Source organism: Janthinobacterium algoris (assembly GCF_051380935.1).
Lineage (GTDB): Bacteria > Pseudomonadota > Gammaproteobacteria > Burkholderiales > Burkholderiaceae_D > Janthinobacterium.
In genome coordinates this window covers 160,126-179,202 of sequence record NZ_JBNYXZ010000012.1, presented here as the reverse complement: position 1 = coordinate 179,202, position 19,077 = coordinate 160,126, and the positions used below count along the sequence as shown (strand labels likewise).

The 19,077-nt window shown below is 61.5% G+C and carries 22 protein-coding genes; 9 read left to right on the top strand and 13 right to left on the bottom strand.

Translation table 11 applies throughout. From position 1 onward, the window contains the following. The first annotated feature begins 16 nt into the window (after nucleotides 1–16). A complete protein-coding gene (locus tag ACQ4W7_RS18825) occupies nucleotides 17–1,468 on the top strand; it encodes an efflux transporter outer membrane subunit (RefSeq protein WP_436532487.1) in 1,452 nt (483 codons plus the stop codon). A 176-nt stretch (nucleotides 1,469–1,644) separates the two neighbouring features. Next, entirely contained in the window at nucleotides 1,645–2,202 is a 558-nt protein-coding gene (locus ACQ4W7_RS18820; protein ID WP_426070332.1) for a fasciclin domain-containing protein, read from the top strand. 67 nt (nucleotides 2,203–2,269) lie between these two features. Here the strand turns inward: ACQ4W7_RS18820 and ACQ4W7_RS18815 are convergent, their stop codons facing one another. The 9 genes from ACQ4W7_RS18815 to ACQ4W7_RS18775 all read right to left on the bottom strand — a co-directional run bounded on the left by ACQ4W7_RS18815 (nucleotide 2,270) and on the right by ACQ4W7_RS18775 (nucleotide 9,399). Further along, nucleotides 2,270–2,545, bottom strand: a complete 276-nt coding sequence (locus tag ACQ4W7_RS18815; RefSeq protein ID WP_436532432.1) for a hypothetical protein — start codon at nucleotides 2,543–2,545, stop codon at nucleotides 2,270–2,272. 45 nt (nucleotides 2,546–2,590) lie between these two features. Next, complete coding sequence (locus ACQ4W7_RS18810) at nucleotides 2,591–2,941, bottom strand: hypothetical protein (RefSeq protein WP_426070330.1); 351 nt, start codon at nucleotides 2,939–2,941, stop codon at nucleotides 2,591–2,593. A gap of 115 nt (nucleotides 2,942–3,056) precedes the next feature. After that, nucleotides 3,057–4,079 carry a serine hydrolase domain-containing protein gene (locus tag ACQ4W7_RS18805; protein WP_436532430.1) on the bottom strand — a complete coding sequence of 341 codons (1,023 nt, stop codon included), beginning with the start codon at nucleotides 4,077–4,079 and terminating at the stop codon, nucleotides 3,057–3,059. 72 nt (nucleotides 4,080–4,151) lie between these two features. Next, on the bottom strand, nucleotides 4,152–5,378 hold the full coding sequence (locus ACQ4W7_RS18800; RefSeq protein ID WP_436532485.1) for a PepSY-associated TM helix domain-containing protein: 1,227 nt from the start codon (nucleotides 5,376–5,378) through the stop codon (nucleotides 4,152–4,154). Between the two features lie 15 nt (nucleotides 5,379–5,393). Then, nucleotides 5,394–6,602, bottom strand: a complete 1,209-nt coding sequence (locus tag ACQ4W7_RS18795) for a TonB-dependent siderophore receptor (RefSeq protein WP_436532483.1) — start codon at nucleotides 6,600–6,602, stop codon at nucleotides 5,394–5,396. Further along, on the bottom strand, nucleotides 6,603–7,553 hold the full coding sequence (locus tag ACQ4W7_RS18790) for a TonB-dependent siderophore receptor (protein WP_436532428.1): 951 nt from the start codon (nucleotides 7,551–7,553) through the stop codon (nucleotides 6,603–6,605). 583 nt (nucleotides 7,554–8,136) lie between these two features. Further along, nucleotides 8,137–8,469 carry a hypothetical protein gene (locus ACQ4W7_RS18785; RefSeq protein WP_426070326.1) on the bottom strand — a complete coding sequence of 111 codons (333 nt, stop codon included), beginning with the start codon at nucleotides 8,467–8,469 and terminating at the stop codon, nucleotides 8,137–8,139. Nucleotides 8,470–8,510: 41 nt separating this feature from the next. Continuing rightward, nucleotides 8,511–8,852, bottom strand: coding sequence for a hypothetical protein (locus ACQ4W7_RS18780; RefSeq protein WP_436532426.1), 342 nt, complete (start codon nucleotides 8,850–8,852; stop codon nucleotides 8,511–8,513). A gap of 226 nt (nucleotides 8,853–9,078) precedes the next feature. Beyond that, nucleotides 9,079–9,399: a hypothetical protein gene (locus tag ACQ4W7_RS18775; RefSeq protein WP_436532424.1), complete on the bottom strand. Its 321-nt coding sequence runs from the start codon at nucleotides 9,397–9,399 to the stop codon at nucleotides 9,079–9,081. Between the two features lie 213 nt (nucleotides 9,400–9,612). On the opposite strand from ACQ4W7_RS18775, the gene ligD reads away from it, so the two are divergent. Beyond that, entirely contained in the window at nucleotides 9,613–12,108 is a 2,496-nt protein-coding gene (ligD, locus tag ACQ4W7_RS18770; protein WP_436532422.1) for a DNA ligase D, read from the top strand. 31 nt (nucleotides 12,109–12,139) lie between these two features. On the opposite strand, the gene ku is transcribed toward ligD, so the two are convergent. Next, entirely contained in the window at nucleotides 12,140–13,015 is an 876-nt protein-coding gene (ku, locus tag ACQ4W7_RS18765; protein ID WP_436532420.1) for a non-homologous end joining protein Ku, read from the bottom strand. A 3-nt stretch (nucleotides 13,016–13,018) separates the two neighbouring features. After that, the gene (locus tag ACQ4W7_RS18760; RefSeq protein ID WP_436532418.1) at nucleotides 13,019–13,996 is read right to left on the bottom strand and encodes an SDR family oxidoreductase; all 978 of its coding nucleotides are present in this window, start codon (nucleotides 13,994–13,996) and stop codon (nucleotides 13,019–13,021) included. 245 nt (nucleotides 13,997–14,241) lie between these two features. On the opposite strand from ACQ4W7_RS18760, the gene ACQ4W7_RS18755 reads away from it, so the two are divergent. The 6 genes from ACQ4W7_RS18755 (at nucleotide 14,242) to ACQ4W7_RS18730 (ending at nucleotide 17,382) form a co-directional block, all read left to right on the top strand. Beyond that, entirely contained in the window at nucleotides 14,242–14,412 is a 171-nt protein-coding gene (locus tag ACQ4W7_RS18755) for a TetR/AcrR family transcriptional regulator (RefSeq protein WP_436532416.1), read from the top strand. Nucleotides 14,413–14,575: 163 nt separating this feature from the next. Further along, a complete protein-coding gene (locus tag ACQ4W7_RS18750) occupies nucleotides 14,576–16,216 on the top strand; it encodes a SulP family inorganic anion transporter (protein ID WP_436532414.1) in 1,641 nt (546 codons plus the stop codon). Further along, the gene (locus ACQ4W7_RS18745) at nucleotides 16,213–16,602 is read left to right on the top strand and encodes an Imm1 family immunity protein (RefSeq protein WP_436532412.1); all 390 of its coding nucleotides are present in this window, start codon (nucleotides 16,213–16,215) and stop codon (nucleotides 16,600–16,602) included. Before ACQ4W7_RS18750 ends, ACQ4W7_RS18745 begins: the two co-directional genes overlap by 4 nt. 1 nt (nucleotide 16,603) lies before the next feature. Then, on the top strand, nucleotides 16,604–16,849 hold the full coding sequence (locus ACQ4W7_RS18740) for a hypothetical protein (protein ID WP_436532410.1): 246 nt from the start codon (nucleotides 16,604–16,606) through the stop codon (nucleotides 16,847–16,849). Continuing rightward, nucleotides 16,839–17,216 (top strand): DUF2750 domain-containing protein, encoded by a 378-nt coding sequence (locus tag ACQ4W7_RS18735; RefSeq protein WP_436532408.1) that lies wholly within the window; start codon nucleotides 16,839–16,841, stop codon nucleotides 17,214–17,216. The genes ACQ4W7_RS18740 and ACQ4W7_RS18735 overlap by 11 nt, the downstream gene beginning before the upstream one ends. After that, on the top strand, nucleotides 17,209–17,382 hold the full coding sequence (locus tag ACQ4W7_RS18730) for a hypothetical protein (RefSeq protein ID WP_426070315.1): 174 nt from the start codon (nucleotides 17,209–17,211) through the stop codon (nucleotides 17,380–17,382). Before ACQ4W7_RS18735 ends, ACQ4W7_RS18730 begins: the two co-directional genes overlap by 8 nt. 4 nt (nucleotides 17,383–17,386) lie before the next feature. Here the strand turns inward: ACQ4W7_RS18730 and ACQ4W7_RS18725 are convergent, their stop codons facing one another. Both ACQ4W7_RS18725 and ACQ4W7_RS18720 read right to left on the bottom strand, forming a co-directional pair. Beyond that, a complete protein-coding gene (locus ACQ4W7_RS18725) occupies nucleotides 17,387–17,866 on the bottom strand; it encodes a GNAT family N-acetyltransferase (RefSeq protein WP_436532406.1) in 480 nt (159 codons plus the stop codon). Between the two features lie 81 nt (nucleotides 17,867–17,947). Beyond that, on the bottom strand, nucleotides 17,948–19,075 hold the full coding sequence (locus tag ACQ4W7_RS18720; RefSeq protein WP_436532404.1) for a T6SS immunity protein Tli4 family protein: 1,128 nt from the start codon (nucleotides 19,073–19,075) through the stop codon (nucleotides 17,948–17,950). Nucleotides 19,076–19,077: the final 2 nt, after the last annotated feature.

Below are 19,077 nucleotides of genomic sequence, written 5' to 3'. Positions count from 1 at the left end.
GCCTGTGCTGACCGCCATGGCAGCGGCCGTGCTGCTGGCCGCCTGCGCGGCGCCGGAGTTTAAGCAGCCGCAGATCGAGACGCCGACGGCGTTCAAAGAAGCGCAAACCTTGCCGGCCGTGCAGACGGCGGCCGATGGCACGCGCTGGAAGCAGGGCCAGACGGGCATGGCCGAGCGCCAGGCGCGCGGCGAATGGTGGCTGGCGTTCAATGATCCGGCTTTGACCAGCTTGATCAATGAAGCCACGCAGGCGAATGCCAACCTGGCTGTCGCCGCCGCCCGCGTCAAGCAGGCGAGGGCGATGGCCGGCATCGCCGAAGCGGACCGCATCCCGCAAGTGGGCGTGAACGTGGGCGGCCAGCGCAACCGCGCTTCCGCCGTGTCGCTCGGCGTGCCGAACGGCGCGCCCGTGGCGGCCACGAATGTCTACCAGGCCAACCTGACGGCCAGCTACGAAGTCGATTTGTTCGGCAGAGTGGCGTCGAATGTCAGCGCCTCGCGCAGCGATGCGCTGGCCGTGGAAGCGACCTACCGCTCGGTGTTGCTGTCGCTGCAGGCCGACGTGGCGCAGACCTACTTCCAGCTGCGCGCCACGGATGCCGAACTGGCGACATTGGCCCAGACGGTGCGCCTGCGCGAGGAAAGCGTGCATGTGAACCAGCGCCGCTATGACCTGGGCGACATCGGCGAATTCGACCTGTCGCGTGCCCGCACGGAGCTGTCGACCGTGCGCGCCGAAGCCATCGGCCTGCAGCGCCAGCGCGCCACCGGCGAGCATGCGCTGGCGGTACTGCTGGGCAAACCGGCCGCCAGTTTCACGGCGACCGTCAACCCGCTGCAAGATAGCGGCTTCCTGCCCGTGATCCCGGCCGGCATGCCGTCGTCCCTGCTGGAACGCCGTCCCGACATCGCGTCGGCACAGCGCACCATGGAAGCGTCGAATGCGCGCATCGGCGTGGCGAAATCGGCCATGTTCCCGGCCCTGACCCTGAACGCCTCCGGCGGCGGCGCGTCCGATACCTTCTCGGACATTTTCAAGTGGAGCAGCCGCTCCTGGTTGCTGGGCGCTCTGATGTCGATGCCGATCATCGACGGCGGACGTAATAAAGCTGCCGTGAGCCGCAGCGAAGCGCAGTTGGAAGAGTCGGTGGCGACGTATCGCCAGAGCGTGTTGGTGGCCTTCGCCGAGGTGGAAGACAACCTGGCCGGCTTGCGCATCCTGTCGGGCCAGACGCAGCAGATCGACGAAGCCGTTGTTTCGGCGCGCCGCTCGGCCGACCTGGCGCAAAAGCTGTACGACGCGGGCCGTTCCAGCTACCTGGACTTGCTCGACGCGCAGCGCAACCTGGCGTCCATCGAGCGCAATGCCGTGCAGCTGCGTGGCAACCGCGCCGTTACCACGGTGGCGCTGATCCGCGCCCTGGGCGGCGGCTGGGGCGAGACGGAGCCGCAGGTGGCGGCCAACTAGTTTCCTGGCACCGCGGGCTGGAGTATCCGGCCCGCGGCAAGGGATGCATATCGGGAACGGCGTCGTGCGCTTGCACGACGCCGTTTTTTTGTTTTCTGCAAGTTGAATCCGTTTGCGGAAAGGCCGCGTAAGTACTCCTGCAATCATGCAAACGCAGTCATCCAGGAGATATCATCATGCGCACCTTCGTTCCCGCAGCACTGTTTGTCACTTCCATGCTGGCCGCCAGCGCCCCGTTTGCCGCCGATATGACGACCATGGTGGGTGGCCAAAGCATGTATCCGTCCAAGGACATCGTCGATAACGCCGTCAATTCGGCCGACCACACGACCCTGGTGGCTGCCGTCAAGGCGGCAGGCCTGGTCGATACCTTGAAAGGCAAGGGGCCATTTACCGTGTTCGCGCCGACGAATGCGGCGTTTGGCAAGTTGCCGGCCGGCACCGTCGAGACCCTGGTCAAACCAGAAAGCAAGGCGACGCTGACGAAAATCCTCACTTATCACGTGGTGCCCGGCAAATACGACTTCAAGGCGCTGGCCCGTGAAATCAAGATGCACAATGGTAAAGCCAGCTTGCCCACGGCCAGCGGGGGCAAGCTGATGTTCGCCATGAACGGCATGCACAACATCGTGGTGATGGATGAGGGCGGCAATAGCGCCAACATCAGCACCTATGATGTGTATCAATCGAATGGTGTGATCAATGTCATTGACACGGTGCTGATGCCGAAATAAGCAGACAAAAAAGTAGACGAAAAAAAAGACAGGGAAAACCCTGTCTTTTTGCTTTGTGCGGCCTTGATTACTTGGCTGGCGCTGCTGCCGGCGCGGAAGCTGCCGCTGCAGCCGGAGTTGCTGGCGTTGCCGCTGCTGCTTTCTTCGCCTTGTGATGCTTGGCTTTCTTGTGCGTCGCAGGCTTGACGGCGGCTGCCGGTGCTTCGGCCTTGGCGACAGGGGCGACGACAGGAACCGGTGCCACCGGAGCGACTGGTGCGACAGCTGGCGTCTGGGCGAAAGCGGCGGTGGCGAACAGGCTGGCGATCAGCGTGGCGCTCAGGTTAAAAATATTTTTTTGCATGATGAGATCCTTGGTGTTTTTTCCAGTGAATGCAGTGGGAATGAATTACTTCGCTGGAGCCGCTTCGGCGGTGGCCGATGCCAGCTTTTCGTCAGCCTTGGCCTTGGTTTTCTTGGCCTTGTGGTGCGCCTTGGCTTTCGTGGTGGCTGCTTCCGCTTTGGCGCTGGCCACGTCCGTCTTGGCGGCGACGACTGCCTTGGCTTCTTTTGCATCGGCTTTCACGACGGCTTGCGCTTCCTTGGCGTCGGCTTTCACGACAGCTTTGGTGTGGGCCGCTTCCACTTTGGCAGGAACCGAGGCTGCTGCGGTGGCATGCGCTGCAGGAGCTGCGGGCGTTTGCGCAAAGGCAGCAGTGGCGAACAGGCCGGCGATCAGGGTAACAATTGCTTTTTTCATGGTGCAGTCCTCGGTGGTGGTTTGTCTGGTATGTCTGTGGGTGTCGGGATGATTCCCGTGTCACTGAGCATAAAACGCGCCCCCGGACGCTTGCGTTGACGGTCATTACAAACGCTTACATCTGCCTTGCATCGGCCTTCAGGATGGCTTTCAGGATATCTTCCGAGCGGTGCTGTCCATAACCCTTGCCATACGCGCTGGAAGCCACGCTCACGACCATGCGGCGCGCGGGGATCACATAGATCTTGTTGCCGCCATTGCCCGAGGCGAAATGCACGACAAGCTTCCGGCCCCCGATGTCCTGCGTCTTCGCGTACCAGAAATAGCCGTAGCTGTCCGCGTAGCGGTCCACGGCGCCGATGGCCACGCGCGGCGCCAGCGCGGCTTGCAGCCAGGCCGTGTCGATCACGCGCCGTCCATCGACCATGCCCTCGTCAAGCACCATCTGGCCAATCTTTGCCGTGTCGCGCGCGCGCAGCGACAGATTGCCCTGGCCTTTCGGGTGCTTGGCCACGTCGCGGCCCCAGCGCCAACGGGTAATGCCCAGTGGCGCGAACAACACCTTGGCGGCATAGCCTTCCAGGTCGGCGCCGCTGGCGTTTTCCACCACGCGCCCCGCGATGTACGAGCCCAGCGAGTTGTAGCGGTAGGTGCTGCCCGGTGCCGTGGCTGCCGGCACGCCACGCACGAATGCGGCGGGGTCGGACGCCTCATCGAGCTTGTCTTCATTGCCCGGCGAGTGTTCGTCTTCGTCAAAGGCGGCCAGGCCCGACCGCATGGTCAGCAAGTCGTCGAGCACCACCTTGCCTGCGGGGCTGCCAGCGACTTCGGGCCAATAGTCGCCCACCGTTTTTGTTGTCGCCAGCTGGCCCCGCGCCACGGCCGCGCCTGCCAGCAGCGCGGTGATGCTCTTGCCTGCCGAACGGATGTCGTGCAGGGTATCGGCCGTCTCGCCGTTGTAATAGCGTTCGGCTACGATGGCGCCATCACGCAGCACGACGACGGCGCGCAAGTCGCCATGGCTGTCGTGGTCCTGGGCTTGCAGGATTTGATCGAGCGAGGAATGGGGAGTGTCCTGCGCCAGGACGGTGCAGGACAGGAGCAGGGTGCTCAGGAATGACAGGGACAGGCGGCGCATGGGCAGCTTTCGTGGCGATGGTCGGATTGCCAGTGTCGCCCAACTGCGCCGTCTTGTGGTGTCTTGCGCCGTCTATTTGCTGAAGTTTGCATGAAGCGGTGGTGCCGCCTTGCCGGCTTGTCCGGCGCGGGCACGGCGCTTGCGCAGCCAGATAATCAAGCCTGTCGCGCTCAGCATGGCCACCACCAGGCCCATGGCGGAAATCAGGATGCGTCCCGGCAGGCCCAGGATACGTCCCGAATGCAGGGGAAATTGCGCCTGCAGGAAGATGTCGCCCGCGCTGCCCGTGCCGGGCACCACGCCGCCGGCCGGCTTGCCGTCGCGGCCATTGAAATACAGCCACGCATTGCCCAGGCCACCATCGCCATGGTCGTTGTCCGCCTCAAAGAATCCCACGCCATACAGGCCGTAGTTTGACGAGTAAAACACGCCGCCGGCCGGCAGTGTCCAGCCCCGCCTTGCCGCTTCCGCTTTCGCCAGGGCCAGCACCTGTTCGCGCGTCAGCAGCGGCTCGATGGGGTTGTCGGGCGATTGCGGCGTGCGGTTGTCGAAGGCGTTCGGGCTGAGCGTGGAAAACTTCGCCACCAGGGGGCGCATCACTTGGGTTTGCAGATTCATCGACACGGAGGTGATGGCCAATACCAGCAGCAGCAACCAGACCCACACGCCGCCCGAGCGGTGCAGATCGAAATTCAGCTTGTGGCCCCCTTCGCGCCAGCGGAAGGCCAGGGACTTGCGCCAGCTGCGCCAGTTCGGAAACGACAAATACAGGGCAATGCCGCAGTCAAAGACCCACACGATGCCGATGATGCCCATGAACCAGACGCCCAGTTCGATGCCCCAGCCATCGGGAACGTGCATGGTGTAATGCAGTTTATACAGGAAGGGTAGCAGGTTTTCGCGCGTCAGCGAAACCACGCCCCACTGACGCGTGCCTTGAATGGCGCCCGTGACCGGGTCGACGGCCACCTGGTTGAAGCCCGGTTCAAACGGCTTGCCGGTGGACGGGTCGGGCCGGCCTTCCACCGAGATCAGCGCCGTGTGGCCAGGCTCGATCGCCGTGAGCGTGTAATTGACGCGCAGGCGCGAATCGTGCGCCTCAAGCTGGCGCGCCAGCTCCAGCCCCGATTTTGCGGGACCTGCATCGGCGGTGCTGGCGGCGTGAAACAGCTGCGGATTGAGCCAGGCATCGAGCTCGTGATCCCACGAGATCACGGCGCCCGTCAGGCCGGAAAGGAACAGGAAGAGCGCCACCGCCAGGCCAAACCAGCGGTGCAGAACGACCATGGGAGGACGCAGTCGCATGGCGGCTCCCTAGTATTTCCAGCTCAGGGTGGCGCTGCCATTGCGGCCGGCCGCGTACAGCGATTGGGTCCAGTACAGGCTGGTCAAATGTTTCTTGTCCGTCACATTGTTCAGGTTCAGCGACAGGCTGACGTTGCGGCTGATGTTGTAGCTGGCCATCAGGCCCAGTTGCGCATACGCGCCCTGGTGCAGGGTCGTGCTGTCATCGACCTTGTTGTAAATGGCGTCCTGCCAGGTGAGGCTGGCGCCCACCTTGAGTGTCGGCACCGCCGGCACGTGATAGGTGGTGGCCAGGTGGAACTGCTTGCGCGGGATGAAGGTGCGCGCATCCTGTCCAGCGTCGCCCTTGAGGCGCAGCTGCGAATAACCGGCGTTCACCTGCCAGCCTTTCGCCAGTTCGCCCGAGGCATCGAGCTCGAAACCCTGCGATTCCGAATCGACGCCTTTGTAGAAGGTCTTGAAGTCGGGCGTGGTGCCGGCCGCTTCGGCCACATTCTTCTGGCGCGTCTTGAACAGGGTGCCGGACAGGTTCAGGCGGCCGTCGAACCATTCGCTTTTCAGGCCCGCTTCCAGGCTCTTGCCGGTGGCGGCGGCCAGCGTCTGGCCCTTGCTGTCGATGCTGCTTTGCGGGTTGAAGATTTCCGTGTAGCTGCCGTAAGCCGACACATGGCGGTCGATGTCATACACCAGGCCCACGTAGGGCGTGGTGTCGCTTTGCGACTTGGCCTGGCTAACGCCATACGCGCTGCCCGTGCTGTCGGCCTTGACGGTATTCACGCCTGCCAGCAGTTTGGCATTGTCGGCCAGGTTGAAGCGAGCTGCCAGGTAGGCGTTCTTGCGTTCGTCCTTGTAGTTGCTGCCGTTGGTCGAGGCGTCGAACAGCGGTTCAGGGTAGGAGCCGTCGAACGCCGTACCGTTTGGCAGGGCCGTGCCGATGCCGCGGCCATAGTAGGAGATATCGTCGAGCGTGGATTTCGACCAGGCCAGTCCCATGCTGAGGTCATGCTGGCGGCCGGCCAGCGTGAACTTGCCCGTGGCGGCGATATCGAGCAGGCGCTGCTTGTTGGTCGAGCCGTAGCGCGAAGGGTAGCTGAACAAGCCGTCGCCCGTGGCCTTGTCCGGGGTGCCGTAGACGTAGAACAGTTTTGAATCGGAGGTGGAGCGGTTGTAAGTGGCGGTGGCGCTCACGCGCCAGTCGTCATCGAACTGATGCGTCAGTTAGGCAAAAGTGCTGTTGTTGAGGATGCCCCAGCGCGACCAGTTGGCCGAGGTCGACGTGGAAATCGGATAGTTTGTTGGCGTGCCGTCCGTGTAGGCGATGGGCAGGGCGCCCCACATGCCGCCCCTGGCCAGGCTGTTCTGGTAGCTGTGGCCCACGGCCAGGCTGGTGTCCGGTGTCAGTTTCGCTTCAACGATGGCGTAGGCGACATCCTTGCGCGGCGAGTAGCGGTCCAGGTGGGAGTCGCCCTCCTGGTGGGCGACGACGAAGCGCGCCGCCACCATGCCATCGTCGCTGAGCGGCGTGGAAACATCGGCGTCGAGGCGGCGCGTATTCCAGGAGCCGAGCGTGACGCCGGCGGAAGCGGCCAGGCCTGGGGTGGGGCGTTTGCGCATGAAATTGACAGTGGCCGACGGATTACCGGTCGAGGAAATCAGGCCGTTCGCGCCGCGGACGATGTCGACGCGCTCGAACAGCGCTGTATCGAGGTCGCCCATCACATTGCCGAAGACGAAAGGAATGCCCACGCCGTCGAACTGGAAATTGGTGATGTCATAGCCGCGCGCCGTGTAATAACTGCGGTCCGTTTCCACCGCTTCCACCGTCACGCCCGTGGTCAGTGCCAGCACCTTGCTGGCGTTATCGAGCCTGAAATCATCCATTTGCGCGCGCGTGACCACGGAAACCGCTTGTGGCGTCTCGCGCAGCGACAGGTCGAACTTGCTGGCCGAAGTGCTTTTGCGCGCCGTGTAGGCGTTCGCATCGCTGCTGCCAGTCACGGTAATGGTTTGCATCACTGGCGCATCGTCGCCAGCACCATCGGCTGGTGTGCTATCGGCGCCATGCGCGATACCGGCACCGAGCGCCAGTGATATGGCCAGAGCCAGTGGGCGCAATGACAGCGCAGTGAGGGTGGACGGTACGGTAGAAGGGGCGGTACGACCTGGCATTGAAACGGCTCCTGAATTAAAGATGAGAATGAGAATAATTCTCAATTCTATTGGAGCGCACACCAGAATGGGAAATTTTTGTGATTGAGAAGCGTTGTTTTATTACATCTTTACATGGTTTTACTTTGGAGTGTCCTGGTTGTCGTCGTGATTGTCAGTCATGCACATGCCCCAGCGACGCGTGTAGCCGTTCGCAATATCGCCAGGTTTGTAGCGGCGTCGATCGCTTAGCGAAGTCAATAGGACACGTTTGCATCCTTGCGTATCGCCGCAGTGATGGCGCACGCAGCCAGACTACTTGCTGGGCCGGCAGACGCCGGGGCGGATGCTCGTTGCGTCGGTGCGTCGGTGCATCGGTGTTTTGTGTGGCCTGTTCAATCCACTCGACCGGCAAATGTTCCCCTAGTCGGCGCCAGTCAGGGGCCTCAAAGTGGTTTGCCAGGAAATGGAGAGTGTCGTCGAGCATAGCCACATAGCTTTACAGCTGGCCCGGGCGTTTACTAGTCTCACAATAAAAATGCCGTCCAGTCTTAACTGAACGGCATTACAGCCGAAGCTGTCTTTTCGCTGGAAGCGACAGCGCTTATTTTGCCGGTGTGGCGGCAACTGCTGCGTCTGCTTTAGCGGCGTCCGCTTTCACCTTGGCTTTGTTTGCCTTGTGATGAGCCTTGGCCTTGGTGGCTTTCGCATCGGCCTTGGCGCTGGCCACGTCGGCTTTCGCATCGGCGACGACGGCGGCTTCTTTGGCATCTGCTTTCACGACTGCCTTGGTTTCCTTGGCTTCTGCCTTGACCACGGCTTTCGTGTGGGTCGCTTCCGCCTTGGCGGGAACCGATGCTGCCGGGGCGGCAGGGGTTTGAGCGAAGGCTACGGTAGCGAACAGGCTGGCGACGAGGGTGGCGATAACTTTTTTCATTTTATTTTCCTGGCGAGTGATAAACGATGCGGTGTCGATGATTACTTGGCGGCTGCCGGTGCTGCTTCAGCGGTGGCCGAACCCAGTTTTGCATCGGCCTTGGCTTTCGTGTGCTTCGCCTTGTGATGGGCCTTGGCTTTGCTTGCCGTTGCTTCCGTTTTTGCGCTGGCCACTTCCGTTTTCGCGGCGACGACAGCTTTCGCTTCTTTTGCATCCGCTTTCACGACGGCTTGCGCTTCCTTGGCATCGGCTTTCACGACGGCCTTGGTGTGGGCCGCTTCCACTTTGGCGGGCGCTGCCGACGCTGCTGGCGCAGCAGGGGACTGGGCAAAAGCAGCAGTAGCGAACAAGCCGGCGATCAGGGTGGCGATTACGTTTTTCATGGAGCAGTCCTTAGTGGTGGTTTGTCTGGTATGTCTGTTGGTGGCGGGATGATTCCCGTGTCACTGAGCATAAAACGCGCCCTGACAGGTTACGGTTGACTTTGTTTACACTTGCTTACAATTGGGTAATTTAAGCGACGTTAGTTGAGGAAGGCGGCATAAAAATGCAAAAAGACAGCTGAAGCTGTCTTTTTGCATCGCGCATCCGGCAATCGTGCGTCGCTGATTACTTGGCTGCTGCGGTCGCTTCAGCCTTGTCTTCGGCGGCTTTTGCTTTGGCTTTATTGGCTTTGTGATGGGCTTTGGCCTTGGTGGCTTTGGCGTCGGCCTTGGCGCTGGCAACATCGGCTTTCGCATCGGCTGCGACGACCGCTTCTTTCGCATCTGCTTTCACGACGGCCTTGGTTTCCTTGGCTTCTGCTTTTACCACTTCCTTGGTGTGCTTGGCTTCGGCCTTGGCAGGAACGGCTGGCGTTTGAGCAAAGGCTGCGGTAGCGAACAAGCCGGCGATCAGAGTAGCGGTCAAGTTGACAATGCGTTTTTTCATGGTGCAGTTCCTCGAGAAGTGGGGTTGTAGTTCAGGAGATGCATTTCCCCTGTCACTGAGGCAAGAACGCGGCGGGCGGCAATAGCGTTGACAGCGATTCGGGCTCATTACAAACACTTACATTTGTTGGGGCAGACACTCTGTTAGCTGGCGTACCGCGCCGCAGCTGGTAGCAGCCTAGACTCGATGCCATCGTCACCGCATGGGTCCGCCATGAAAGCCGCCCTGAAAAGCTATCAAGCCAAGCGCAATTTTTCTGTCACGCCCGAGCCTGCAGGTGGCGGCGAGGACGCGAGCGACGTGCTCACCTTCGTCATCCAGAAGCACTGGGCCAGCCGTCTGCACTATGATTTTCGACTGGAACTCGATGGCTCGCTGAAAAGCTGGGCCGTGCCGAAAGGGCCCAGCTACGATCCACACGACAAGCGCATGGCCGTGCAAGTGGAAGACCATCCCATAGCTTACGCCAGTTTTGAAGGCACGATCCCCGAAAAACAGTATGGCGCGGGCAAGGTCATCATCTGGGACCGGGGGACATGGCAAGCGCAGGCGGCCACGCCGGACGCGCGCGCGGCGCTGGTGGCCGGTGAGCTGAAATTCACCCTGCATGGCCACAAGATGCAGGGCAACTGGGTACTGGTGCGCATGAAAGGCAAGGGAGATAAACGTAGCGAAAAGCAGCCGGCCTGGCTGCTGATCAAGGAAAAAGACGAATATGCCCGGTCCGCCGTCGAGTTTTCCGTCGTCGATGAGCAGCCCGACAGCGTCAAGAGCAAAGCCATGCCCAGGCGCAAGAGTGCGGACCAGGCGGTAGCGCCAGCCGTCAGGCTGCCCGCCACCTTGTCGCCGCAGCTGGCCACCCTGGCTGACGCGCCGCCGCCAGACCCGCAGGAATGGCTGTTCGAGGTGAAATTCGACGGTTACCGCCTGCTCGCGCGTTGCGATGGTGAACAGGTCAGCTTGATCACCCGCAATGGCAATGACTGGACGGCCAAATTGCCGAAGCTGCGGCAGGCGCTGGAAACGCTGGGCTTGCCGCCAGGCTGGTATGACGGTGAAATCGTCGTCAACGATGCCAGCGGCCACCCCGATTTTGGCGCCTTGCAGCGCGCGTTCGATGCGGAAACCACCAGCGACATCGTGTATTACCTGTTCGACGTGGCGTATTTCGATGGCCACGATGTACGGGGCCAGCCGGTCGAGGCGCGCAGGGCATTGCTGGAACAGCTGCTGCAGAGTTTGCCTGCCTCGCCGCTGGTGCGCTTCAGCGCTGCGCTCGATGCAGCGCCGCAGCAGTTGCTGGCCCACGCTTGCCGCCTGGGGCTGGAAGGGGTGATCGGCAAGCGGCGCGGCTCGCCCTACGTCACGCGGCGCTCCGGCGATTGGATCAAGCTCAAATGCGGGCTGCGCCAGGAATTCCTCATCGGCGGCTATACGGCGCCGCAGGGCGCGCGCGAAGGCATCGGTTCGCTGCTGCTGGGCGTGCATGATGCGCACGGGGATTTGCGTTATGCGGGCAATGTGGGCAGCGGCTTTGACGATGCCACCTTGCGCGACTTGCGGCGCCGCCTGGACGCGCTGGCCATCGGGACGAGTCCGTTTGCGGGCAAGGCGGGCGGCGTGCGCCAGCCCATCTGGGTCAAGCCGCAGCTGGTGGCCGAAGTGAGTTTTGCGCAATGGACCAGTGGCGGCGCCGTTCGCCATGCCGTGTTTCACGGCTTGCGCCAGGATAAAAAGCCGGCCGCCGTCGTGCGCGAGCAGGCGCAGAGGATCGACAGGGAGACGACGATGCACAATACATCCACGCCGGACGGCGTCTTGCCGGCCAGTTTCAAGGTCAGCCATGCGGACAGGGTGATCGACAAGGACAGCGGCGCCAGGAAGATCGACCTGGTGCGCTACTACGCGCTGGTGGGCAAGCTGATGCTCGTGCATTTACGGGGCCGGCCCGTGTCGCTGGTGCGCGCGCCGGCCGGCGTGGGCGGCGAGCTGTTTTTCCAGAAACATGCTGATACCTCGACCATGCCGGGCGTCAAACAACTCGATCCCGGTCTCGATCCCGAGCATGCCGCCATGCTGGAAGTGGCCAGCGTACAGGGCTTGTTGTCTACGGCGCAATGGAATGTGGTGGAATTTCATACGCAAAACGCGCTGGCCAGCGCCTACGACACGCCGAATCGCATGGTGTTCGACCTGGACCCTGGCAAGGGCGTGGCCTGGCCCGCGATCCGCGAAGCGGCCGTGCTGCTGCGCGCCTTCCTGACGGAACTGGGGCTGCCCGCCTGGCTGAAAACCAGCGGCGGCAAGGGCTTGCATGTGGTCGTGCCGATCCGCCCGAAATACGACTGGGACACGGTGAAAGCGTTCTCGCAAGCCATCGTGGCGCACATGGCGCAACTGATTCCGCAGCGCTTTGTCTTGAAAAGCGGGCCGAGCAACCGCGTTGGCAAGATTTTCATCGATTATTTGCGCAACGGACGGGGCGCCACCACCGTGTGCGCGTGGTCGGCCCGCACGCGTTCGGGGCTGGGCATTTCCGTGCCGCTGGCCTGGGAGGAACTCGATAAGCTGAAGGCGGGCGATCAATGGAAAGTGGGCAATGTCCATAGCCGCCTCGACGTGGGCAACGCGCCATGGGATGGCTATGCGCGCAGCGCGAAGGGCCTCGATACGGCGATGAAAAAGCTGGCCTTTACTCCTCCCGCTTGAACGGCGGGACGACGCGCGCCAGTTGGGTTGTTCAAGCCGCCTTGCGCCTGGCCGGCGGCGGCTTAGGGGCTGCGGACGCGGCTGCGCGCTTGCGGATTGGCGCGGCGGGTATTTTCTTGCCCAGGCTTTGCTGCAGCAGGGCGACCAGGTCGATCACATTGCTGGCATGCTCTTCTTCCCGCGCGGGCGCGGGCGGCGTGATGGTTTTGGTCTGCTTGGCCTTGATTTTCTTTTTGACCAGTGCCAGCACGTCTTCGCGGTAACTGTCGTGGTATTGCGCCGGTTCCCACGTTTCGCTCATGCCTTCTACCAGCGACATGGCCATCTTGAGTTCTTTGTCGGAAATGCCAGCCGCCTTCAGGGTGTTGCCGGGCAAGTCCAGGTCATCCGTGGGGCGGATTTCATCGGCGTAGCGCAGGGTGTTGAGCACGATGGCGTTGCCGACGCACACAAGCGCGCACAAATGCTGCTTGGTGCGCATGACCACGCTGGCGATACCCACTTTCTTGGCTTTGCGTAAGGTCTCGCGCAGCAATGCATAGACTTTCTCGCCGCCCTTGGCGGGCAGCAAATAATACGGGTGCTCGTAACAGGTCAGCGGCACCTCGGCCGCATCCACAAAGGTGAAGATGGCTATGGTTTGCGTGGCCTTCACATTCGCCTGTTTCAAGTCTTCCTCGGACAGCACCACGTACTCATCCGTTTTGTATTCATAGCCTTTGATGATGTCGTCCCACTCGACTTCCTTGCCCGTCTTCTTGTTGTAGCGCTTGTAGCCGATGGGCGCGAAGTCGCGCCGGTCCAGCATGGATAAATCCAGTTCATGGTCGAGACTGGCTGAAATCAGCTCGACGGGGATATGCACGAGGCCAAAGCTGATGGCGCCTTTCCACAATGCACGCGCCATGGCCTAGTTCCCCACGCTGCCGGTGACGGGCAGGATGGTGCCCGTGATGTAGCTGGAACAGGCGGGCGAGGCCAAAAAGACGTAGGCGGGCGACAATTCCTCGGGCTGGGCCGGGCGGCGCATGTCCGTGTCCGCACCGAATTTCTGGATGTCCTCGGGCGATTTGTCGGCCGGGTTGAGGGGCGTCCAGACGGGGCCGGGTGCGATGGCGTTGACGCGGATGCCCTTGTCGAGCAGGTTGCCGGCCAGCGCCATGGTGAAGGCATGGATGGCGCCCTTGGTGGTGGAATAGTCGAGCAAGTGCTTGGAGCCTTGCAAACCCGTCACGGATCCCGTGTTGATGATGCAGGCGCCCCGCTGCAAATGGGGCAGCACGGCCTTGGCCATGTGAAAGTAGCCGTAGACATTGGTTTTCATGGTGAAGTCGAAGCGTTCCTCGCTCAGGTCCAGCAAGGACTCCGCGTGTTCCTGGAAGGCGGCGTTATTCACCAGTATGTCGATATGCGTGAACTTGTCCATCACCTGGCTGACGGCTTGCTGGCAAAAACCCTGCTCGCGCACATCGCCGGGTATCAACAGGCAGCTTTGGCCTTCCGCTTCCACGTAGCGGCGGGTTTCGTTGGCGTCGGCGTGCTCGTTCAAGTAAATGATGGCGACATCCGCCCCTTCGCGCGCGTACAGCACGGCTACGGCGCGGCCAATGCCCGAATCGCCGCCCGTGATGATGGCCACCATGCCGGCCAGCTTGCCGCTGCCGCAGTAGTCGGGCGCCAGGAAGCGGGGTTTCAATTGCATCTGCGCTTCGATGCCGGGTTTGTCCAGGTGCTGGGCCGGCAGGGGAGGGACGGGCTGGCTGCGGTTGCCCGTCTGCACGGGGGAATTGCTGTCCCGTTTGCTTGTTGCTGTGGCATCGCGGCCATCCTGCTCTTGCTGGATACTGCGCTGCAAGTTACCGGCGGACTGGTCCTTGTTCTCGTTCATGCTGGCCTCCGTGGAAACGAAAGTCCAGTATCGGCGCGGCACCCGCATCCAACGGTGCGCTTGCTAACAGAGTGGCGCAAACAGGCGTTATTTACATGATGATTGACATAATTGCGGGAGTGCAGCACGAAAGTGAGCAGGGAACAGGCGGCGCTGAACCGCGAACGCATCGTCGACGTGGCCGCCAGGTTGTTCCGCAAATAAGGCTATGACAAGGCTATGACCGCATCGGCGTGTCTGACCTGATGAAGAATGCAAGCCTCACGCATGGCGGCTTCTATGGTCATTTCGCGTCCAAGGAAGACTTGATGATCGAGGCGTGCCAGCATGCCTTGCATCAGTGGCAGGAAGGCTGGCGGGTGAAGGTTGCCAGCGACCCGCACCCGCGCTGCCCGCCATTATCGACAATTATCTGACCACCAGGCACCGCGTCGATGCGGCGCGCAGAGGCCCTGTCGGCAGAAATCCTCGCTGCCGTGACGGCGTAATTACTGTCAGACTGAGCACTGCAGCCAAGTATCCCCTGTCAGCCGGCCTCGTCGCATGATAGGCTTCGGTTTTCAGATTTTGGGATCATCCATGCTGCTCTGGCTCAGGCAATACCGGCGTCCTCTGTTGGCCGGAGACATCACTGCCGGTATCGTTGTCGCCATGATGATGGTGCCGCAAGGCATGGCCTACGCGCTGGTGGCCGGCTTGCCGCCCGTGGTGGGCATCTATGCCAGCATCTTGCCGCCCGTGCTGTACGCCTTGTTCGGCAGCAGCATGACGCAATCGGTGGGCCCCATGGCCATCGTCTCGCTGATGACGGCCGCCGCCCTGGCGCCGCTGGCCGACCCCGGTTCTTCCTTATACATCGTCCTGGCCGCCCAGCTGGCCTTCATCAGCGGCCTGGTCCTGCTGCTGTGCGGCGTGCTGCGCCTGGGCTTCATGGCCAGTTTCCTGTCGCGCCCAGTGATTAGCGGCTTCAGCAATGGCGCCGCGATCTTGATCATCTGGGGGCAAATTACGCCCTTGCTGGGCGCCACCTGGCCCCACTGGCACGCGCCCAGCCTGGTCCTCGGCCTGTCCGGCTTGCTGTTCCTGTGGCTGGCCAAGCGCTACGCGTCGCGCCTGCTGCAGCGCTGCGGCTTGAACAAGGTGGCGGCCGACGTGGGTGCGCGCCTGGCGCCCATGGCGCTGGTGCTGGCCGGCATCGCGCTCGTCGCTTATGGTGGTCTGGAAGCGATGGGCGTGCAGATGACGGGCCATGTGCCCAGCGGCTTGCCGGGCCTGAACCTGGCCACCTCAAGCGTCCATTGGCGCACCCTGCTGTCGCCGGCGCTGCTGATCGCCTTCATCATTTTCCTGATGAGCATGTCCGCAGCCCAGACCCTGGCGCAAAAACGCGGTGAAAAACTGCAGACCAACCGCGAACTGCTGGGTCTGGGCGCGGCCAACGTGGCCAGCGCGCTGTCGGGCGGCTTTCCCGTCACCGGTTCCATCTCGCGCTCGGCTGTCAATTTCCAGGCGGGCGCCAACACGCCGCTGGCCAGCATCATCACGGCGGGCTTGCTGGCGCTGGCGCTGGTGGCGCCCACGGGCTGGCTGGCCCTGCTGCCGCTGCCCGTGCTGGCGGCCACCATCATCTTTGCCGTCAGCAGCCTGCTGGACTGGGATACCTTGAAACTGTCGTGGCGCTACGACCGCAGCGATGCGCTGGCCCTGCTGGCGACCACGGCCGGCGTGCTGGTGCTGGGCGTGGAGGCGGGCGTGGTGATCGGTGTGCTGCTGTCGATGGGCACCTTGATCTGGCGCGCTAGCCGTCCGCATATCGCCGTGCTGGGGCGTATCCCGAATAGCGAGCACTTCCGCAACGTGGAGCGCTACGAAGCGCAAACTCTGCCCGACGTCTTGCTGTTGCGCATCGATGCGGGCTTGTTCTTTGGCAATGTGGAAGCCGTCACCGAGCGCGTCGAGGACGAATTGCGCGGCCATCCGACGGCGCGCCACCTGGTGTTGGTGCTGTCGGCCGTCAACCAGATCGACAGTACGGGCTTGCTGGGCTTGATCGAACTCAATAGCGCGCTGGCCAAGCGCGGCATCAGTCTGAACCTGGCCGAAGTGAAGGGCCCCGTGATGGACCGCTTGCGCCAGAGTAGCCTGCTGCAAGACCTGAGCGGCAAGCTGTACCTGAGCACGGCGCTGGCGACTGCCGACTTAAGTGGAGTAAACACATGAGCATGGAACTGAATCTGCATGGCGAATCGCGCGTGATCGATAGCCTCCTTGCGCTGGAACAGGCGCTGCAGGAAGCGCGTGCGCTGGCGCAATGCGAATTGTGGCTGACCAATGCCTCGGAAGCGGAACAAGGGCCGGCCCTGTGCATGCTGCGCAATGGCGGCAATGCCTGGCTGATGTATCTTTCGGGGCAGGATGACTCGAGTTTTCATACACTGGGCGACGAGGAGGCAGACGGCGCCTGCAGCTACCTGTTGGCCAATGGCCAGGTGGACGAGTATCCCGAAGCATGGTGCGTGGAGGTGGAACACTGCCAGCGTGCCTTTGTCGCGTTTTTCAGGACGGGCGGCGCACAGCCGGCCGCCATCGCGTGGGAGGCGGATTGAGATGGCGAAAACCACGCAAACCATCATCGCCGATATCGACCGGAATTTGCTGGCCGCGCCGGAGGGCAGTGCAGCTTTGTTCACGCTGCATGCCATCTTGCTGCACGAACTGCGTCCGGCCACGCAGGAAGGCCCGCTGGAAGGCCCGTTGGAAGGCGTGATACTGGACGCCCTCGACATGGTGACGGGCTGGTGTACACCGCAGCTGCGGGTATGGGACGGGGTAGGGGACGACCATGCATCCTGAAAAGTTCAAGCAGGTGGCGGGGCTGCCGTCCTCCGAACGCCATGCCTACTTTGTGCGCAAGGTGGCTGATACGCAGCAAGTGTGGGGTTTGTACCATGCAGGCTGGGCCACGGCGCAAGTCGACGGCAAGGTCGCCATCCCATTCTGGCCGGAAGCGGCCTTTGCGCAGGCGTGCGCCGGTGGCGACTGGATGGATTTCCGGCCGCGCGTCATCGCGCTCGACGATTTCCTGACCAAGTGGCTGCCCGGCATGGCGGGCAATGATCAATTGGCTTCCGTGTTTGCCGTGCCGCAAGGCAGCGCCAGCGTCGTGGCGCCGGCTGACCTGCTTGCCGACCTGCGAGAGGAAGTCAGACACTATGAATAATCAGGAAGAACGCCTCGACGCCTGGTACGACGGCTCGGCCATCTGCCTGATCGCCGTCGGTGCGCACGGCGACCCGCTGGACCTGGGCGGCGACGAAGTGCGCGCCCTGATAGCGAAGCTGCAGCAATGCCTGGCCGAGTCCGAAGCTGCTGCGACGGGCGACTGATGGCTCAGGCGGCCGCCAGCGCCTTTTCCATCGCCACGCAGGCCAGGCTGATGCCGCTGGGATGCGTATACGCTTCCTCGCGCAAGGCCGTAAAACCAGCCGCAGTGTAAAACGGCACCGCGTTCAGCGATGCGGACAGGTGCAGGCGGCCGATGCCGCGCCCGCGCGCCAGTTGCTCCAGCGCCGCCAGCAGGTGCTTGCCGATGCCCAGACCCGCACGCGCGGGATCGACAAACACCGCGTCCACTTCGTGTTTAATGACATCCAGCATGGCGTAGCCGGCGATGGCCTGGTCCTGCATCGCGACAATGCCGCCGCCTGCTGCCAGCATGGTGGCATACGCAGGCGGCACGGGCGAAGCCGTCCACACGGCGATCTGTTCCGGCGCATAGTGCGTGGCACAACTGACGCGCACGGCCACCGTGCGCAGGGCCCACAGGGCGGCGACATCGGTGGGCAGGGCAGGGCGCAGGGTGATGGGCATGGAAGCTCCGGGCAAAAGGACCATGCTAGCGCAATGGCTTGCATGGCGCCAGCATGAGTGCATGCCACGTTGGTCCAGCCATCACTGCGCTGGCTTGTCCGGATCGATGTAGTACGAGCCCGGCGGCGCTCCCGGCACTTTCACCCGGAATTTCAGGCCGGATAGCAGCTTGTCCCATAAGGCGATGGCCTCCTCGTCGGTCAGCGACGCGGCCGCGGCGGCGCCGACCATGTTATGGGCGACTTTGGTGTACATGGATGCTTCCAGCACCGATGGATAGGCGATATCGCGCGGCGTACCCACCAGCGTCCATTCAAAATCATGCACGCCATCGTTACGCCGTATTAACGATTCCTCGCCATGCCAGTGCTGCACGTCACGCTTGCCCTCGCGTAGCAGAGTACGAGGAGGGTAGTTCTTGCCTTGCTGGTCTTTTGCTTCCTGGATACGAGCAAGTAATGATAATTTCTCACGTACTTTTGCATCATATTCAGCAGGAGGATAGTCACCGTATGCATTTTTATTCGCAGTGATGGAAAAAGTCACGTCTGGAAAGCTGGGGAAATACAGGCCTGCATCCGCCATTTCCTGACTATCATATTTGTTGTCGATCATGAAGCCATTCTTGATGCAATATCCAGGTTCCTTAGGAACTTCATTTTCATCACGCAGACGTAAGTTATTAGCGCGGACCATTTGATTTCGTGTGGAATCTGCTATTGTTTCACCTTTTCGTGTTGATCCGTCAAGAATAAATATGTGGTTTCCTTTTATGACGTAGGTCTTGAAGAATAGATCACCATCTTCCTTGGAAAATTTCCCATCATAATATTGAAGTTGCCAGCTATTTTCTATAGGTCCTTTTCCATTGTATGTAATTTCAGATGTTGGGTCACTTTTTTTTATTTTTTCAATTTCTTCTTCTATGCGTTCGTTTTTTTCTGTTATTCCGCCTGGTATAGTTTTAATTTCCGAAAGAATTGTTGTTCCTCCTGATATGAGTTGTGCTTCTTGCGGAACCTCTAGGGCGTAGCGCCCGAAGCATACAATTTTTGTTTTTAAAAATAGCGCATCCAAGCGTTTGCTGAGTTTAAAATTTTCAGGCATTATGATTTCCTTGGCTGAATTTTTTTTCGCGTAGGCGGATAGGAATACCATCGTAATAACTGTGATCGTGAGGAAAATTGTTTTCTCTATCTTATTATTCATGG